The organism is Halomonas sp. BLK-85 (genome assembly GCF_044792155.1).
GTDB lineage: Bacteria > Pseudomonadota > Gammaproteobacteria > Pseudomonadales > Halomonadaceae > Vreelandella.
The window spans coordinates 351,744-370,975 of record NZ_CP087731.1 but is presented as its reverse complement, the minus strand read 5'-3'; the positions used below and the strand labels follow the sequence as shown (position 1 = coordinate 370,975).

Here is a 19,232-nt window from a genome sequence, read left to right as displayed (position 1 = left end):
CGGGCAAGCCAGGCGGGGCGGGGTTAGCTTATAATGTCAGCTTAATCGATATCCAACTGACCTTTATCTATCAGCTTGGTGATCAAGTCCTCACTCGATGTATTTGAATCAAAACTGGTATCAATCTCATTGAATGACTTTCCTTCCAGCGTAATCTTCTGGTCAGCGCCTGCGCCATCACTACCATTCAACGCTCCAGTTGAACTGATATGCAATACCAAGTCGCTTCCGTCCTGCTCGGCAAAGATGTAGGTGCCAATATCATTCTCATCCTCACCCTGCAAAAGGTCCGCGAGATCTAAACGATCGGCATCAACATCCGTTCCAAACAGGCCCTCTTGGAAGTCTTGGACAACATCATCTGCTGGGTTGTTTGTATCGTTACTTTCATCCCCCAGATTCCAGACAAAGGTATCAGCCCCTGCACCGCCGATGAGGATGTCGTCGCCAGGGCCGCCGATGATAATATCGTTGCCTGTATCTCCTTCGATTGTGTCATCACCGGCACCACCGTAGAGAAAGTTGTCACCACCAACGCCTTGGATAGTATCGTTCCCCTCGCCACCGGAAATGATATCGTTCCCACTATTGCCCGTCATGGTGTCGTTTCCACTGCCTCCCAGCAGCATACCCTCAGTTCCGTCGTCAACCATCAGGGTATCTTCACCATCCCCTCCTTCCCCGACAATGTGGGTGTCCGGAGCCAGCTGCAGTTTTATGGCATCCATAATGGTGAGATTATCACCATCGCCATCAATGATATCGAGGTCAATGCCTAGATCGACTGCATCACCTGGAGTGAAAGAAACACCCCCGAAACCACCTACTTGGAAATCTCCACCTGAGACATAATGGTATTCGATACTATTGAAACCATCCTGCGTTGAGACACCGACCTGAACGCCGGCGTCCAGACCAGATATATCAACACCACTCGCCCGCAAGGTTACATTGTAAGTGCCAACGACTTCATCCTCATCATCAACTAGCGCAATCTCATCACTTTCACCTGCGTTCCAGTCAGATAGATCAAGACTTCCCTCTATGCCCTGATAATTTATGACTACGCGGGTAACGACATCCTCTTTATGGCCTGTAACATTTCCGCCGACAAGATCACCATTATAATTATCCGGATAATCAAATGCCTTGATATTTATGGTTGTATCATCAGCATCGACCAAGATTGCAGTTGCACCATTAACCGTATAATGACCATCAAATGTATGGCTGGGGCTATTCACGTCATAGGACCCACCGGAAGATTCAGTCCCACCCAAATTCGTCACATAGTCGACTCGAACAGCTTGGTCTCCATCTTTCGAAGACCCCACGGAGGTGTTCGCAACACCAGCAGTACCACCTTCGGAGTCAGTTGTATTAATTGTTGAACCATTGATAGGTGTGATCAGGATATCTTGGTTAGGGCCATCTTCTGAGTCAAAAGATACCCACTTCTTATTACCGCCCGAAAAGTCATAGTCACCTTCCGTGGTGGTAAAGCTGCCAGCACCGCCATCGATCTGCTGATGAAGCGTTAAATCATAAGTGTCTTCACCGTCAGAATTCACGCTCAGGTTGACAGTAAACACCGCCTCCGCTTGAACGGAGCTATCCGCGCTTTCTTCATCGCCAAAGGTTGAGCCAATTAGCGTCTGATCGTCCTCGCTAACGTACAGATAGATAATTGCGCCATTCGAAGTCAGCGTAGATTCAGTACCATTTGTCGCACTGAAACGTACCTTGCCGTCTTGGTCAGCACCAAAATTGTCCTCGACTTGACCATCTAGATCGAGCTTGCCTACGAAGGTATTAAAGGCAGAGTCCGGATCATTGACTAGGAAACCGATGTCGGGGTTGATGAAACTCGGCCCATCGTCTTCGAAGGTGATCAGATTGCCGATCGCTTCGCTGTCAGTAGCCTCGTCGCCGTCACCGTCAGTGACGGTCACCACGGCGTTCAACTTGCCGTCCAGACTCACCGCTTCGTCATCGCTGTCGACGTTCGGATGCTCGAGCGCGGCATACTGTGCCACCGAGACTTTACCGTCGTCGTTGATGCTGATGGCGAAGATCACGTCACCGTCTTCAGCACCGGTGCGGCCGGTGATGGTGCCATCGTCCTCGGTATACAGGTCGATCGGGGTGCCGTCGGTGGTGGCCAGGCCAGAGTCACTGCCTTCGGCGCCGGTCAGCGACAGGCTCACGCTGGTGGTGGCGCCATCACTGTCGGCACCGGCATCGCTACCGCTGGCGTCGACCAGGGCAATCCCACTGATCGCGCCGATCGGGGTGCCATAGCTGTTGTTGAACGGATCGGGATTGCTGTCAGTGATGTCGTCAAAGGCACCCTCACCGCCAATCGTCTCGTCCAGCGTGACACTGGCTTCATCCACCAGCGCAATGTCGGCCGTCGGCCCGTCGTCTTCGAAGGTGATCAGATTGCCGATCGCTTCGCTGTCAGTAGCCTCGTCGCCGTCACCGTCAGTGACGGTCACCACGGCGTTCAACTTGCCGTCCAGACTCACCGCTTCGTCATCGCTGTCGACGTTCGGATGCTCGAGCGCGGCATACTGTGCCACCGAGACTTTACCGTCGTCGTTGATGCTGATGGCGAAGATCACGTCACCGTCTTCAGCACCGGTGCGGCCGGTGATGGTGCCATCGTCCTCGGTATACAGGTCGATCGGGGTGCCGTCGGTGGTGGCCAGGCCAGAGTCACTGCCTTCGGCGCCGGTCAGCGACAGGCTCACGCTGGTGGTGGCGCCATCACTGTCGGCACCGGCATCGCTACCGCTGGCGTCGACCAGGGCAATCCCACTGATCGCGCCGATCGGGGTGCCATAGCTGTTGTTGAACGGATCGGGATTGCTGTCAGTGATGTCGTCAAAGGCACCCTCACCGCCAATCGTCTCGTCCAGCGTGACACTGGCTTCATCCACCAGCGCAATGTCGGCCGTCGGCCCGTCGTCTTCGAAGGTGATCAGATTGCCGATCGCTTCGCTGTCAGTAGCCTCGTCGCCGTCACCGTCAGTGACGGTCACCACGGCGTTCAACTTGCCGTCCAGACTCACCGCTTCGTCATCGCTGTCGACGTTCGGATGCTCGAGCGCGGCATACTGTGCCACCGAGACTTTACCGTCGTCGTTGATGCTGATGGCGAAGATCACGTCACCGTCTTCAGCACCGGTGCGGCCGGTGATGGTGCCATCGTCCTCGGTATACAGGTCGATCGGGGTGCCGTCGGTGGTGGCCAGGCCAGAGTCACTGCCTTCGGCGCCGGTCAGCGACAGGCTCACGCTGGTGGTGGCGCCATCACTGTCGGCACCGGCATCGCTACCGCTGGCGTCGACCAGGGCAATCCCACTGATCGCGCCGATCGGGGTGCCATAGCTGTTGTTGAACGGATCGGGATTGCTGTCAGTGATGTCGTCAAAGGCACCCTCACCGCCAATCGTCTCGTCCAGCGTGACACTGGCTTCATCCACCAGCGCAATGTCGGCCGTCGGCCCGTCGTCTTCGAAGGTGATCAGATTGCCGATCGCTTCGCTGTCAGTAGCCTCGTCGCCGTCACCGTCAGTGACGGTCACCACGGCGTTCAACTTGCCGTCCAGACTCACCGCTTCGTCATCGCTGTCGACGTTCGGATGCTCGAGCGCGGCATACTGTGCCACCGAGACTTTACCGTCGTCGTTGATGCTGATGGCGAAGATCACGTCACCGTCTTCAGCACCGGTGCGGCCGGTGATGGTGCCATCGTCCTCGGTATACAGGTCGATCGGGGTGCCGTCGGTGGTGGCCAGGCCAGAGTCACTGCCTTCGGCGCCGGTCAGCGACAGGCTCACGCTGGTGGTGGCGCCATCACTGTCGGCACCGGCATCGCTACCGCTGGCGTCGACCAGGGCAATCCCACTGATCGCGCCGATCGGGGTGCCATAGCTGTTGTTGAACGGATCGGGATTGCTGTCAGTGATGTCGTCAAAGGCACCCTCACCGCCAATCGTCTCGTCCAGCGTGACACTGGCTTCATCCACCAGCGCAATGTCGGCCGTCGGCCCGTCGTCTTCGAAGGTGATCAGATTGCCGATCGCTTCGCTGTCAGTAGCCTCGTCGCCGTCACCGTCAGTGACGGTCACCACGGCGTTCAACTTGCCGTCCAGACTCACCGCTTCGTCATCGCTGTCGACGTTCGGATGCTCGAGCGCGGCATACTGTGCCACCGAGACTTTACCGTCGTCGTTGATGCTGATGGCGAAGATCACGTCACCGTCTTCAGCACCGGTGCGGCCGGTGATGGTGCCATCGTCCTCGGTATACAGGTCGATCGGGGTGCCGTCGGTGGTGGCCAGGCCAGAGTCACTGCCTTCGGCGCCGGTCAGCGACAGGCTCACGCTGGTGGTGGCGCCATCACTGTCGGCACCGGCATCGCTACCGCTGGCGTCGACCAGGGCAATCCCACTGATCGCGCCGATCGGGGTGCCATAGCTGTTGTTGAACGGATCGGGATTGCTGTCAGTGATGTCGTCAAAGGCACCCTCACCGCCAATCGTCTCGTCCAGCGTGACACTGGCTTCATCCACCAGCGCAATGTCGGCCGTCGGCCCGTCGTCTTCGAAGGTGATCAGATTGCCGATCGCTTCGCTGTCAGTAGCCTCGTCGCCGTCACCGTCAGTGACGGTCACCACGGCGTTCAACTTGCCGTCCAGACTCACCGCTTCGTCATCGCTGTCGACGTTCGGATGCTCGAGCGCGGCATACTGTGCCACCGAGACTTTACCGTCGTCGTTGATGCTGATGGCGAAGATCACGTCACCGTCTTCAGCACCGGTGCGGCCGGTGATGGTGCCATCGTCCTCGGTATACAGGTCGATCGGGGTGCCGTCGGTGGTGGCCAGGCCAGAGTCACTGCCTTCGGCGCCGGTCAGCGACAGGCTCACGCTGGTGGTGGCGCCATCACTGTCGGCACCGGCATCGCTACCGCTGGCGTCGACCAGGGCAATCCCACTGATCGCGCCGATCGGGGTGCCATAGCTGTTGTTGAACGGATCGGGATTGCTGTCAGTGATGTCGTCAAAGGCACCCTCACCGCCAATCGTCTCGTCCAGCGTGACACTGGCTTCATCCACCAGCGCAATGTCGGCCGTCGGCCCGTCGTCTTCGAAGGTGATCAGATTGCCGATCGCTTCGCTGTCAGTAGCCTCGTCGCCGTCACCGTCAGTGACGGTCACCACGGCGTTCAACTTGCCGTCCAGACTCACCGCTTCGTCATCGCTGTCGACGTTCGGATGCTCGAGCGCGGCATACTGTGCCACCGAGACTTTACCGTCGTCGTTGATGCTGATGGCGAAGATCACGTCACCGTCTTCAGCACCGGTGCGGCCGGTGATGGTGCCATCGTCCTCGGTATACAGGTCGATCGGGGTGCCGTCGGTGGTGGCCAGGCCAGAGTCACTGCCTTCGGCGCCGGTCAGCGACAGGCTCACGCTGGTGGTGGCGCCATCACTGTCGGCACCGGCATCGCTACCGCTGGCGTCGACCAGGGCAATCCCACTGATCGCGCCGATCGGGGTGCCATAGCTGTTGTTGAACGGATCGGGATTGCTGTCAGTGATGTCGTCAAAGGCACCCTCACCGCCAATCGTCTCGTCCAGCGTGACACTGGCTTCATCCACCAGCGCAATGTCGGCCGTCGGCCCGTCGTCTTCGAAGGTGATCAGATTGCCGATCGCTTCGCTGTCAGTAGCCTCGTCGCCGTCACCGTCAGTGACGGTCACCACGGCGTTCAACTTGCCGTCCAGACTCACCGCTTCGTCATCGCTGTCGACGTTCGGATGCTCGAGCGCGGCATACTGTGCCACCGAGACTTTACCGTCGTCGTTGATGCTGATGGCGAAGATCACGTCACCGTCTTCAGCACCGGTGCGGCCGGTGATGGTGCCATCGTCCTCGGTATACAGGTCGATCGGGGTGCCGTCGGTGGTGGCCAGGCCAGAGTCACTGCCTTCGGCGCCGGTCAGCGACAGGCTCACGCTGGTGGTGGCGCCATCACTGTCGGCACCGGCATCGCTACCGCTGGCGTCGACCAGGGCAATCCCACTGATCGCGCCGATCGGGGTGCCATAGCTGTTGTTGAACGGATCGGGATTGCTGTCAGTGATGTCGTCAAAGGCACCCTCACCGCCAATCGTCTCGTCCAGCGTGACACTGGCTTCATCCACCAGCGCAATGTCGGCCGTCGGCCCGTCGTCTTCGAAGGTGATCAGATTGCCGATCGCTTCGCTGTCAGTAGCCTCGTCGCCGTCACCGTCAGTGACGGTCACCACGGCGTTCAACTTGCCGTCCAGACTCACCGCTTCGTCATCGCTGTCGACGTTCGGATGCTCGAGCGCGGCATACTGTGCCACCGAGACTTTACCGTCGTCGTTGATGCTGATGGCGAAGATCACGTCACCGTCTTCAGCACCGGTGCGGCCGGTGATGGTGCCATCGTCCTCGGTATACAGGTCGATCGGGGTGCCGTCGGTGGTGGCCAGGCCAGAGTCACTGCCTTCGGCGCCGGTCAGCGACAGGCTCACGCTGGTGGTGGCGCCATCACTGTCGGCACCGGCATCGCTACCGCTGGCGTCGACCAGGGCAATCCCACTGATCGCGCCGATCGGGGTGCCATAGCTGTTGTTGAACGGATCGGGATTGCTGTCAGTGATGTCGTCAAAGGCACCCTCACCGCCAATCGTCTCGTCCAGCGTGACACTGGCTTCATCCACCAGCGCAATGTCGGCCGTCGGCCCGTCGTCTTCGAAGGTGATCAGATTGCCGATCGCTTCGCTGTCAGTAGCCTCGTCGCCGTCACCGTCAGTGACGGTCACCACGGCGTTCAACTTGCCGTCCAGACTCACCGCTTCGTCATCGCTGTCGACGTTCGGATGCTCGAGCGCGGCATACTGTGCCACCGAGACTTTACCGTCGTCGTTGATGCTGATGGCGAAGATCACGTCACCGTCTTCAGCACCGGTGCGGCCGGTGATGGTGCCATCGTCCTCGGTATACAGGTCGATCGGGGTGCCGTCGGTGGTGGCCAGGCCAGAGTCACTGCCTTCGGCGCCGGTCAGCGACAGGCTCACGCTGGTGGTGGCGCCATCACTGTCGGCACCGGCATCGCTACCGCTGGCGTCGACCAGGGCAATCCCACTGATCGCGCCGATCGGGGTGCCATAGCTGTTGTTGAACGGATCGGGATTGCTGTCAGTGATGTCGTCAAAGGCACCCTCACCGCCAATCGTCTCGTCCAGCGTGACACTGGCTTCATCCACCAGCGCAATGTCGGCCGTCGGCCCGTCGTCTTCGAAGGTGATCAGATTGCCGATCGCTTCGCTGTCAGTAGCCTCGTCGCCGTCACCGTCAGTGACGGTCACCACGGCGTTCAACTTGCCGTCCAGACTCACCGCTTCGTCATCGCTGTCGACGTTCGGATGCTCGAGCGCGGCATACTGTGCCACCGAGACTTTACCGTCGTCGTTGATGCTGATGGCGAAGATCACGTCACCGTCTTCAGCACCGGTGCGGCCGGTGATGGTGCCATCGTCCTCGGTATACAGGTCGATCGGGGTGCCGTCGGTGGTGGCCAGGCCAGAGTCACTGCCTTCGGCGCCGGTCAGCGACAGGCTCACGCTGGTGGTGGCGCCATCACTGTCGGCACCGGCATCGCTACCGCTGGCGTCGACCAGGGCAATCCCACTGATCGCGCCGATCGGGGTGCCATAGCTGTTGTTGAACGGATCGGGATTGCTGTCAGTGATGTCGTCAAAGGCACCCTCACCGCCAATCGTCTCGTCCAGCGTGACACTGGCTTCATCCACCAGCGCAATGTCGGCCGTCGGCCCGTCGTCTTCGAAGGTGATCAGATTGCCGATCGCTTCGCTGTCAGTAGCCTCGTCGCCGTCACCGTCAGTGACGGTCACCACGGCGTTCAACTTGCCGTCCAGACTCACCGCTTCGTCATCGCTGTCGACGTTCGGATGCTCGAGCGCGGCATACTGTGCCACCGAGACTTTACCGTCGTCGTTGATGCTGATGGCGAAGATCACGTCACCGTCTTCAGCACCGGTGCGGCCGGTGATGGTGCCATCGTCCTCGGTATACAGGTCGATCGGGGTGCCGTCGGTGGTGGCCAGGCCAGAGTCACTGCCTTCGGCGCCGGTCAGCGACAGGCTCACGCTGGTGGTGGCGCCATCACTGTCGGCACCGGCATCGCTACCGCTGGCGTCGACCAGGGCAATCCCACTGATCGCGCCGATCGGGGTGCCATAGCTGTTGTTGAACGGATCGGGATTGCTGTCAGTGATGTCGTCAAAGGCACCCTCACCGCCAATCGTCTCGTCCAGCGTGACACTGGCTTCATCCACCAGCGCAATGTCGGCCGTCGGCCCGTCGTCTTCGAAGGTGATCAGATTGCCGATCGCTTCGCTGTCAGTAGCCTCGTCGCCGTCACCGTCAGTGACGGTCACCACGGCGTTCAACTTGCCGTCCAGACTCACCGCTTCGTCATCGCTGTCGACGTTCGGATGCTCGAGCGCGGCATACTGTGCCACCGAGACTTTACCGTCGTCGTTGATGCTGATGGCGAAGATCACGTCACCGTCTTCAGCACCGGTGCGGCCGGTGATGGTGCCATCGTCCTCGGTATACAGGTCGATCGGGGTGCCGTCGGTGGTGGCCAGGCCAGAGTCACTGCCTTCGGCGCCGGTCAGCGACAGGCTCACGCTGGTGGTGGCGCCATCACTGTCGGCACCGGCATCGCTACCGCTGGCGTCGACCAGGGCAATCCCACTGATCGCGCCGATCGGGGTGCCATAGCTGTTGTTGAACGGATCGGGATTGCTGTCAGTGATGTCGTCAAAGGCACCCTCACCGCCAATCGTCTCGTCCAGCGTGACACTGGCTTCATCCACCAGCGCAATGTCGGCCGTCGGCCCGTCGTCTTCGAAGGTGATCAGATTGCCGATCGCTTCGCTGTCAGTAGCCTCGTCGCCGTCACCGTCAGTGACGGTCACCACGGCGTTCAACTTGCCGTCCAGACTCACCGCTTCGTCATCGCTGTCGACGTTCGGATGCTCGAGCGCGGCATACTGTGCCACCGAGACTTTACCGTCGTCGTTGATGCTGATGGCGAAGATCACGTCACCGTCTTCAGCACCGGTGCGGCCGGTGATGGTGCCATCGTCCTCGGTATACAGGTCGATCGGGGTGCCGTCGGTGGTGGCCAGGCCAGAGTCACTGCCTTCGGCGCCGGTCAGCGACAGGCTCACGCTGGTGGTGGCGCCATCACTGTCGGCACCGGCATCGCTACCGCTGGCGTCGACCAGGGCAATCCCACTGATCGCGCCGATCGGGGTGCCATAGCTGTTGTTGAACGGATCGGGATTGCTGTCAGTGATGTCGTCAAAGGCACCCTCACCGCCAATCGTCTCGTCCAGCGTGACACTGGCTTCATCCACCAGCGCAATGTCGGCCGTCGGCCCGTCGTCTTCGAAGGTGATCAGATTGCCGATCGCTTCGCTGTCAGTAGCCTCGTCGCCGTCACCGTCAGTGACGGTCACCACGGCGTTCAACTTGCCGTCCAGACTCACCGCTTCGTCATCGCTGTCGACGTTCGGATGCTCGAGCGCGGCATACTGTGCCACCGAGACTTTACCGTCGTCGTTGATGCTGATGGCGAAGATCACGTCACCGTCTTCAGCACCGGTGCGGCCGGTGATGGTGCCATCGTCCTCGGTATACAGGTCGATCGGGGTGCCGTCGGTGGTGGCCAGGCCAGAGTCACTGCCTTCGGCGCCGGTCAGCGACAGGCTCACGCTGGTGGTGGCGCCATCACTGTCGGCACCGGCATCGCTACCGCTGGCGTCGACCAGGGCAATCCCACTGATCGCGCCGATCGGGGTGCCATAGCTGTTGTTGAACGGATCGGGATTGCTGTCAGTGATGTCGTCAAAGGCACCCTCACCGCCAATCGTCTCGTCCAGCGTGACACTGGCTTCATCCACCAGCGCAATGTCGGCCGTCGGCCCGTCGTCTTCGAAGGTGATCAGATTGCCGATCGCTTCGCTGTCAGTAGCCTCGTCGCCGTCACCGTCAGTGACGGTCACCACGGCGTTCAACTTGCCGTCCAGACTCACCGCTTCGTCATCGCTGTCGACGTTCGGATGCTCGAGCGCGGCATACTGTGCCACCGAGACTTTACCGTCGTCGTTGATGCTGATGGCGAAGATCACGTCACCGTCTTCAGCACCGGTGCGGCCGGTGATGGTGCCATCGTCCTCGGTATACAGGTCGATCGGGGTGCCGTCGGTGGTGGCCAGGCCAGAGTCACTGCCTTCGGCGCCGGTCAGCGACAGGCTCACGCTGGTGGTGGCGCCATCACTGTCGGCACCGGCATCGCTACCGCTGGCGTCGACCAGGGCAATCCCACTGATCGCGCCGATCGGGGTGCCATAGCTGTTGTTGAACGGATCGGGATTGCTGTCAGTGATGTCGTCAAAGGCACCCTCACCGCCAATCGTCTCGTCCAGCGTGACACTGGCTTCATCCACCAGCGCAATGTCGGCCGTCGGCCCGTCGTCTTCGAAGGTGATCAGATTGCCGATCGCTTCGCTGTCAGTAGCCTCGTCGCCGTCACCGTCAGTGACGGTCACCACGGCGTTCAACTTGCCGTCCAGACTCACCGCTTCGTCATCGCTGTCGACGTTCGGATGCTCGAGCGCGGCATACTGTGCCACCGAGACTTTACCGTCGTCGTTGATGCTGATGGCGAAGATCACGTCACCGTCTTCAGCACCGGTGCGGCCGGTGATGGTGCCATCGTCCTCGGTATACAGGTCGATCGGGGTGCCGTCGGTGGTGGCCAGGCCAGAGTCACTGCCTTCGGCGCCGGTCAGCGACAGGCTCACGCTGGTGGTGGCGCCATCACTGTCGGCACCGGCATCGCTACCGCTGGCGTCGACCAGGGCAATCCCACTGATCGCGCCGATCGGGGTGCCATAGCTGTTGTTGAACGGATCGGGATTGCTGTCAGTGATGTCGTCAAAGGCACCCTCACCGCCAATCGTCTCGTCCAGCGTGACACTGGCTTCATCCACCAGCGCAATGTCGGCCGTCGGCCCGTCATCGTTGATAGCGACCGTCAGGGTATTGGTCTGGGTGTTACCGAACTCGTCGGTGGTGGTGTATTCGATCACATCGGTGACCGCGCCCTCGCTGTGATCGGCCGGGTTCTCCAGGGTATAGCTGTAGGTGCCGTCGGCGTTGATCGCGAAGCTGCCGTTGGCCGTGCTGCCCGTCTCGGCCACCGCACTCCAGCCACTGGCCAGGTTAAGGTCACCTCCTGTCGTGACTGTCTGATCACCCACGTCACTGCCGTCGGGCAGGCCCGCCTCGAAAACTTCATCAGTTTCTGTCTCTAGGCTGTTTCGGGCTAGGCGTACATCATAATCACCATCAGTTTCAGCCGTGTAGCTATTGCCGTTTTCATCAGTACCGGTAACTTCACCTTCAACAGTGTCATTTTCTGCAAGCACACTGCCCGGCACGTCGATGGCGTAGGTCAGCTCTTCACTCACCGTCCCTGTAAAATTGTCCTCACCCACCGTGAGAGTAACGGTATCGCCTTGGCGGGCGTCACCACCCACTGTGCCAGTGATGGTAATGTTATTGCCTTCTTCAGCGTCAACACTGTTAATCACGCCAATGTCGTCAATCGAGATGGTTGCTACCGGCTCTTCCTCAGCGGCCAGATCTGAGAACTCAACCGTCTCAGTGCCACCCTCTATGCCGCCGTCAAATTCATACTGGAGACCTTCGACAGACTCGGTGATACGTGCCAGCTGAACGAAGTCAGAGCCGCCACCGCCGCCACCGGCTGGGCCGCCGCCGGCGGCCGTGGCTTCAAGCAGTTCCAGGATATCGCCTTCTTCGTCTTCCAGGGCGGTGAGAATAGCGTCCAGTTCATCGTCCTGAGTGGCAGATTCACTTTCATCGGCAGGGTTTTCCGCGTCAACATCCCCGTTCATGGCAACTTCTTCATCACCGCCAATCGTCGTGGGCGGCAAGCCATCGTCGAAGTCGAGTTCAACCTCTCCATTCGTGGAGGTGACCAGGGTTTCGCCTTCCTGCAGGGTATCCCCGACGCTAAGCTCACGCAGGTTTCCATCTTCGTCTCTGGCAAATGCCTGACCGGTAATGGCAACAACAGTAGCAATACTCATGGGATACCCCTTTTTGATTTGGCCTGGAAGCTTTGTGCGGTTTGAAGAAGGCGCAAAGTTTCAAAATGTTAATATCAGCTATTAACAAGTGTATTCTTGGTCATCAAAAAAAGTATTGGACTGAGGTACAGTAAAAAATTATTAATTTAGCTGTCCCTACATTCTTCCTGGCCAATGCATGACGTTATGCAACGCGCAGGAAAGGGGCAGGTTGGAACACCTACCAGGAACATCAGGGTGGAGATCGCCAATACCAGAAACCTCCAGGGCCTGTTGATCTTTTAGACGTGTTACATCTTTACATTTCTGGATGTTTGCTCCGTCAGTGCCAGCATCAGCTGCATCCTGTCGGTAATGGCCAGCTTATGAAAGATAGACGTCAGGTGTGCCTTGACCGTGCGCTCGGTGATATTGAGTGCGCGCGCCACCTGTTTATTGCTTGCTCCTTGCACCACCGCCAGCGCGACGTCGCGTTCGCGTGCAGTCAGCTTGTCCAGCAAGGCATGCTGGAGTCGCTGCTCGCCGTTCAGCGCTTGCCAGGTGCGCCCCATCACCTGAGCCATCAGGTCGGCGGGCACCCAGATCCCGGCATTCGTCACCACGGTGGCGATCTGTTGCAGCGTAGCGACCGGGCTGAGCGCATGCGCATAGCCGCGTGCTCCGGCCTGTAAGGCCTCCAGGGCATCGGTTTGCTGGGGAGTGTTGGCTAAAACAACCACCGCGCATTGGGTGGAAAGGCGCCTCACCGTTTCCAGCAGTGAGGTAGAAAGGGATGGCTGCCCGCCTTCACACACCAGCCATATCACTGTTGGGGCCGGGTCCAGGCGGGCTTCAGGAGCAATGGCAGCTACCTGAGCCTGTGGAAACGCTGCCTGCCAGCGGGGCTGCAATCGCGCGGCGGGGGTGATAAAGAGATGATTCATCAGCGTTCTCCCAGTGAGTTGTTCCAGGCTCGTCGCACCGGCTTGAGCATGAACTCCATGACTGTGCGCTTGCCGGTCATAATGTCGACCTGGGCGGTCATGCCGGGAATGACATCTATTTCATCAGTATCGACCTGGCCTTCCTGGGTGCGCACCCGCACCTGGTAAAAGGTGTTGCCTTCTTCGTCGGTAATGGTATCGGCGCTGATATGCTCAAGCTCCGCCTCCAGCCCGCCGTAAACGGCATAATCATAGGCGGTCAGCTTGACGGTGGCCGGCTGGCCGGGGCGCAGGAAAGCGATGTCCTGAGGGGCAATCCGCGCTTCAACCAGCAGCTGTTCGTCGCTGGGCACGATGTCGACCACTTCCTGGCCCGGCTGCACCACCCCGCCGCGGGTATTGATATACAGTTGTTGAACGACACCGTTGACCGGTGAGCGGATTTCAGACAGCTGGACGCGGTCTTGCAGCCCGGTGCCGGCTTCGGTAAGTGATTGAATGTCACCAATGGTGTTGGCCAGGTCATCCCGCCACTCGCTGCGCCGTTCGGCGCCGAGTTCGCGCAGCTGGGATTCACTTTCTTCCACCGCGGCCTCCAGACGGTCGATTGCGGCATTATTCTGGTCGCGCTCGCCGCGGTTGCGCGAGACTTCCCGCTCCAGGCGCAGCACTTCCACTTCGGAGACCGCGCCGGATTGCAGCAGGGGCCGGGTGAGCCGGAGCTCCTCGCTGGCCATATTGAGTTCCCGTGAGGCGGTATCGCGGCGCAGCTGGGCTTCCAGCAGTTCGGCCTGACGTTGGCGGATACGGTCACGCAGCACGGTTTCCTGTTCGCGCAGCTCTTCCCGCCGGCTGTCGTAGGCTTCGCGTTCCTGGGCGACCATGGACGGTGCTTCCCGGAGCAGATCTTCGTCGGGAGTAAAAGGGGTATCGGTGACCAGAGCGCGCAGACGTTCGGCCCGGGCGCGCAGAGCCTGCACCTGGGTCTGGTTTTCGCGGAAATCCGAGACGAAGCGGGTCGGATCGATTTCCATCAGCACTTGTCCGGTCTCGACCATCTGGCCCTCCCGCACCTTGATTTCCTGCACCACCCCGCCGTCAAAGGATTGCACCTGCTGAAGCTGCTGGGCGGGGATCACCCGGCCCTGACCACGGGTCACCTCGTCAATCTCGGCAAAGTACGACCAGGTGATCAGGGCAATCACTGCAAGGGCCACCGTGTACAGAAACAGCCTGGCGCGCAGCGGATTCTGCTGCATTCGGGCCCAGTCGGCATCGCTGGCCCAGTCGCGATTGAGGTGGGCAGAAGTCACCCGCTTGGAAAACAGTCGATCCATGAAGGGGCGGAATATCCTGCCGCCCTTGGCGCTAAAACGCCCAAGGTTTTCAAAGCTTTTTTCTTCAGCGGTGGACTGCTCTTGCTTAGCCATTAGCCAGCCCTCCCGATCTGCCCTTTACGCAACGCTTCCACCACTTGTTCACGGGGGCCGTCAGCAACCACCTTGCCACCGTCCATGACGATAATCCGGTCGACCAGAGAAAGCAGCGAGGTGCGGTGGGTGACCACGATCAAGGTTTTGTCGGCGCCGTAGCGGGTCAGCTGTTTCTTGAGCCGGTCCTCGCTGGCATGGTCCATGGCACTGGAGGGTTCATCGAGCAACAACACCTTGGGGGCATGTACCACGGCACGGGCAATCGCAATCGCCTGGCGCTGCCCGCCGGAGAGCAGGCTGCCCCCTTCACCTACCGGCAGGTCCACCCCTTGCGGGTGGGAGCGCACCAGATCCGCCAGGCCGCTGAGGTTGATGGCCTCGAGCAGTTTGTCGTCATCCACGCCGTCAGTCCCGCCCCCGGCGATAATGTTATCGCGCAGAGTGCCATAGAACAGGGTGATGTCCTGGGGCACATAGCCAATGTGGCGGCGCAGTTGCAGGGGGTCGAATTGGCGGATATCCACATCGTCAAGCAGGACGGCACCGCTTGTCGGCTGGTAGAACCCCAGCAGCAGCTTGTTGAGGGTCGATTTGCCAGAGCCTATTCGTCCGATCAGGGCGACCTTTTCGCCTGGTTTAAGACGAAAACTGACGTCGCGCAGGGCATCACGCTCTTCATCCGGGTAGCGCAATGAAACGCTGTCGAAGCGGAGTTCGCCCTGCACCACAGGGCGGTCGATGTAGCGCTTGCTATCCGCACGCTCCTGAGGCTTGTCCATCACCCCATTGAGCGCTTCAAGAGCAGTGGCTGACTGGTGGTACTGAGCCATCAACCCAGCGGCCTGGCTGATCGGCGCCATGGCCCGGGATGAAAGCAGGTAGGCGGCAATCAGGCCGCCCTGGGTCAGGTCGCCTTCAATGATCAGGTAAACACCGATAATGATTACCACCACCGACACGGTGTGCTGGGCCCAGAGCGCGACGCTGGTCACCGAAGTACTGACCAGACGCAGCTGGGCAGCGGTTCGGGACAGAAAAGCCGAGGCCCGTTCCCAATGGCCTTGCAGGCGGCTTTCGCCGCGCAGGGCCTTGACGGTTTCCAGGTTACCGACCGCTTCCACCAGGGTGGCGTTGCGCTGGGCACTGATACGCCAGGTGGTCTCGGAGAGCTCATGCAGCTTGCTTTGGGCCGCCATGGCGTAGAGCAACACAAAGGTAGCGCCGATGATGATGGGAATGACCAGTGGCACGCCGATCAGGGCGATAATGGTCATGAACAGCAACACAAAAGGCAGGTCCACCAGCGCGACGATCGTCGCCGAGCCAATAAACGCCCTCACCGACTCAAACGACTGCAGGGTGGAGGTAAAGGAGCCGGTGGAGGCTGGCTTGGCTTCCATGCGCATGCCCAGCACCCGCTGCATGATCGAGGAGGTCAGCTTGACGTCCGCCCGGCTGGCAGCCAGATCCACAAAAAAGTTGCGCATCAGGCGCAGCGCCAGATCAAAACACAGCACGATCAGGATTCCTGCTGCCAGCACCCACAGGGTTTCGGTGGCAGCATTGGGCACTACCCGGTCATACACGTTCATCACAAACAATGGCATGGCCACCGCGAACAGATTGATCAGCACCGAACCCAGGATGACGTCACGGTAAAGCTTGCGGTTCTCGCGGATCACTCCCCAGAACCAGTGGCGCTCGCGGGATTGTTTGACTTCCGGCCCGCGAGCATCAAAGCGGAACTTCGGGCGTATGTAGATGGCCTGGCCACTGTAGGCTTTTTCCAGGCCGTGCAGGCTGATATCGGTAGTGGCCTCGCTGAGTTCCGGGAATCTCACCTTTGCCTGCCCGCTGGCCAGATCAACCGACTGCAACAGGCAAGCCCGACCTGACTCCAGCAGCAAAATAACCGGAAAAAGCGCCGGATTCAGCCGCCCCAGTGGGCTTTTGACAATCCGGGCGGTCAGATCGGCCCGGGCCGCAGCACGCCCCACGACACCGGGAGTCAGCTTGCCATCTTCCAGCGGCAACCCTGCCCGCAGCGCTTCCCGGGTGGTCTCATGGTGATGCTGCGAGGCAATGCTCAACAGGCATTCCAGCAGCTCATCCGTCTCGGCCAGAGTGGCTGGTTCATCTGGTATGGAGTGGCTTTCGTTAGGCACACGGACCTCTGTCAGGGTGGGATCTGCGTTTTACAGCGCGCTCAACACGGCCACCCCGCGTCCTGTTCAGGAAGCGGAGTAGCCGGTTTTGCCATCCATGAGCAATTAGCTGCTGATACGAAAGGCACTCTGGTAGCCCAACGCATCCAACTGACGACGCACTCTCATCTCATCCCCGTGGGCTTCCACCTGAACGCGAAAGACCCCCTCAGCGCTGACCACGCGAACGGGTTCATCAAGGTGTTGCTCAAGCGTGCTCTGCAACTCGCGAGCAGCATCCTGATGACGCAATGCTCCCACCTGAAAATAGGTTTCAGCGGTCGAGTGATTCTCCGCGGAGGAATCGGCTGAATAACTAGAATAGCGTGAACTCATGCTGCCCTGCTGCTGTTCAGCGGACAAGGTAGGAGCAGGCTGAGTGCTCAGGCTATCAGTGTTCATTGAATAGCCGTTGACTTCGCCCTGGGTCTCAAGTGTGACCTCTACGCGGCGGTTCTGTCGCCGCCCTTCTGTTGTAGCATTACTTGCCACTGGCTGACGGGAACCGAAACCTTCTGTTTGTATCAGGCTTCCATCGACCCCCTGACTGATAAGGAAGTCAGCAACACTCTCAGCGCGCCGCTGTGACAGCGGTTCATTGATAGCATCATTGCCGGTCGTATCGGCGTGGCCGGCGATGTAGATACGGCCAAGATCATCACGACCGCTGATCTGATCGACCAGTTGCATCAACTCTGAACGTGCATCTGCGCTCAGCGCCGCGCTATCGGTGGCAAACAAGGCATCTGCCGAAAGGGTGACATCTGGCGCTCGGGTAGGCTGTGCCGTCATATCGCCCACCAGGTCCTCCAAGGTAAAGCCCCCCGGGCCTTGAGTAGGACAGATTGCATCAGCGTCAATCTTGACGCCCTGGCTATCGAGCTCAGCCAGGCTGGGGATATCCGTATTTGCCACTTCCAGGCGCTGGAGGAGTTGGCCCATAGCAGCGAGCGTCTGTGCGTCCGCAATCATGACGTCATATTCAGCATTGACGTAGGCGCGACTGGCCTCGAAAAATTCATTTTCGCTATCCAGTACGTCCAGCAGAGTACGCTCACCAATATCAAACTGCTGCTGGTAGGCGCCGCGCACGCGGTCAATGGACTGACGGTGCTGATTGAGGTATTCCATCTGTTCGCGCAGGCGCTGGGTATCGTTGTAGGCAATCTGGGTGGTCTGGCGAATATTATGGCAGATCAGCTCTCTGTCACTGACAGCTTCATCGATACGTTCACTGGCCGCACGGAAGGAGGCCAGGTCAGAACCACCGCGAAACAGGTTTACGCTTGCCACCAACTCAATGCTTTGCTCATCTCGACGGCCTACCAGGCCTGCCTCGCTATTATTGTTGGTACCTGCAGTGCCAACAATATCCAGACGGGGTTGAAACCCTGAGCGGGTCACACGCTGTTGGGCACGCGTGGACTCGATATTCTCTATTGCAGCGTGGAACTCAGGGTTACCTTCAAAGGCCAGGTTGACAGCATCAGTGACCGATGGCGGCAAGAACTCGTCCATTTCTGGCGCTTGCTCAAGATTTTCGGCGGGAAGATCGCCTACTATGCGCTTATAACGGGCCGATACATCGTGAAGATTAGACGCCTCTGTCATCAGGTTGGACTCGGCCAGCGCCAGTCGGCCTGAAATCTGTTCAAGGTCGACACCTCGCCCTGCACCGGAAAGAGCACGCTCTTCTATCTGGTTATAAACGCGCAGGTGTTCGGCATAGTTATCCTGAGCCAGTCGTACCAACTCACGATGGCGTTGGACATCAGCATAGGCGCGTGCTGCTTCAAGAGCCACCTGCTCACTGGCGTTCAGCAGTTCGTAATAACGCACCAAACGGGCGCTATCGAGTCGCTCCACTTCATTGGCCGTTGCAAAACCATCAAAGACCATCTGATTAAGCTCAAGCTGCACAAAATCAGTATCATAACTGCCGCGACCATCGCCTTCTATGCTTTCACGCCCCACCCCTGCCGTGGCGTCCAACGTCGGGAGAAATCCCCCACGTGCTTCATCAGTGTCGTAGCCTGCCGCAGTAAACGCCTGGTAAGCAGACTTCACTTCGGGGTTCTGGGTGATTGTCTGCTGAACAACCGAGCGTAGATCGGCGGACCCCGCTGATGACATTCCGCTGGGGAGCGACTGACCAACGGCCTGTGTCAATGGCAACAGCGCCAGCCCACCACCTACAAAAGCCGCTGCAGAAAGTAGCGTGGCTTTGCGAACCGTTGACTTACATGGTGTTTGCCTTGATTTCATATTCATTTTTTTGATCCCTTGTGTGTCACTCAGTCGAGCTGTATTAGCAGGACTGTTGATGAAGACGCGGTGGTGAGCGCATGCCGAGCACTGATATACAATTATTAATTATTGTTTTCGACATCCAGGCCGTTGGACGGTTTATAGCCA

At 59.3% G+C, this 19,232-nt stretch carries 5 protein-coding genes; all 5 read right to left on the bottom strand.

The annotated features are described in order from the left end of the window. Nucleotides 1-41 precede the first annotated feature (41 nt). The 5 genes from LL947_RS01650 to LL947_RS01630 all read right to left on the bottom strand — a co-directional run bounded on the left by LL947_RS01650 (nt 42) and on the right by LL947_RS01630 (nt 19,088). A complete protein-coding gene (locus tag LL947_RS01650; RefSeq protein WP_499833747.1) occupies nt 42-12,257 on the bottom strand; it encodes a retention module-containing protein in 12,216 nt (4,071 codons plus the stop codon). A gap of 290 nt (nt 12,258-12,547) precedes the next feature. Next, complete coding sequence (locus LL947_RS01645) at nt 12,548-13,180, bottom strand: LuxR C-terminal-related transcriptional regulator (RefSeq protein WP_499833746.1); 633 nt, start codon at nt 13,178-13,180, stop codon at nt 12,548-12,550. After that, nucleotides 13,180-14,610: an HlyD family type I secretion periplasmic adaptor subunit gene (locus LL947_RS01640; RefSeq protein WP_499833745.1), complete on the bottom strand. Its 1,431-nt coding sequence runs from the start codon at nt 14,608-14,610 to the stop codon at nt 13,180-13,182. Before LL947_RS01640 ends, LL947_RS01645 begins: the two co-directional genes overlap by 1 nt. Then, complete coding sequence (locus tag LL947_RS01635) at nt 14,610-16,778, bottom strand: type I secretion system permease/ATPase (protein ID WP_499833744.1); 2,169 nt, start codon at nt 16,776-16,778, stop codon at nt 14,610-14,612. The genes LL947_RS01640 and LL947_RS01635 overlap by 1 nt, the downstream gene beginning before the upstream one ends. A gap of 105 nt (nt 16,779-16,883) precedes the next feature. Continuing rightward, entirely contained in the window at nt 16,884-19,088 is a 2,205-nt protein-coding gene (locus LL947_RS01630) for a TolC family outer membrane protein (RefSeq protein ID WP_499833743.1), read from the bottom strand. Between the last annotated feature and the right edge of the window lie 144 nt (nt 19,089-19,232).

Bases quoted from the DNA above. Each gene is read 5' to 3' on its own strand.
- LL947_RS01640 (WP_499833745.1), bottom strand. From the start codon at position 14,610: ATGGCTAAGCAAGAGCAGTCCACCGCTGAAGAAAAAAGCTTTGAAAAC.
- LL947_RS01630 (WP_499833743.1), bottom strand. From the start codon at position 19,088: ATGAATATGAAATCAAGGCAAACACCATGTAAGTCAACGGTTCGCAAA.
- LL947_RS01645 (WP_499833746.1), bottom strand. From the start codon at position 13,180: ATGAATCATCTCTTTATCACCCCCGCCGCGCGATTGCAGCCCCGCTGG.
- LL947_RS01650 (WP_499833747.1), bottom strand. From the start codon at position 12,257: ATGAGTATTGCTACTGTTGTTGCCATTACCGGTCAGGCATTTGCCAGA.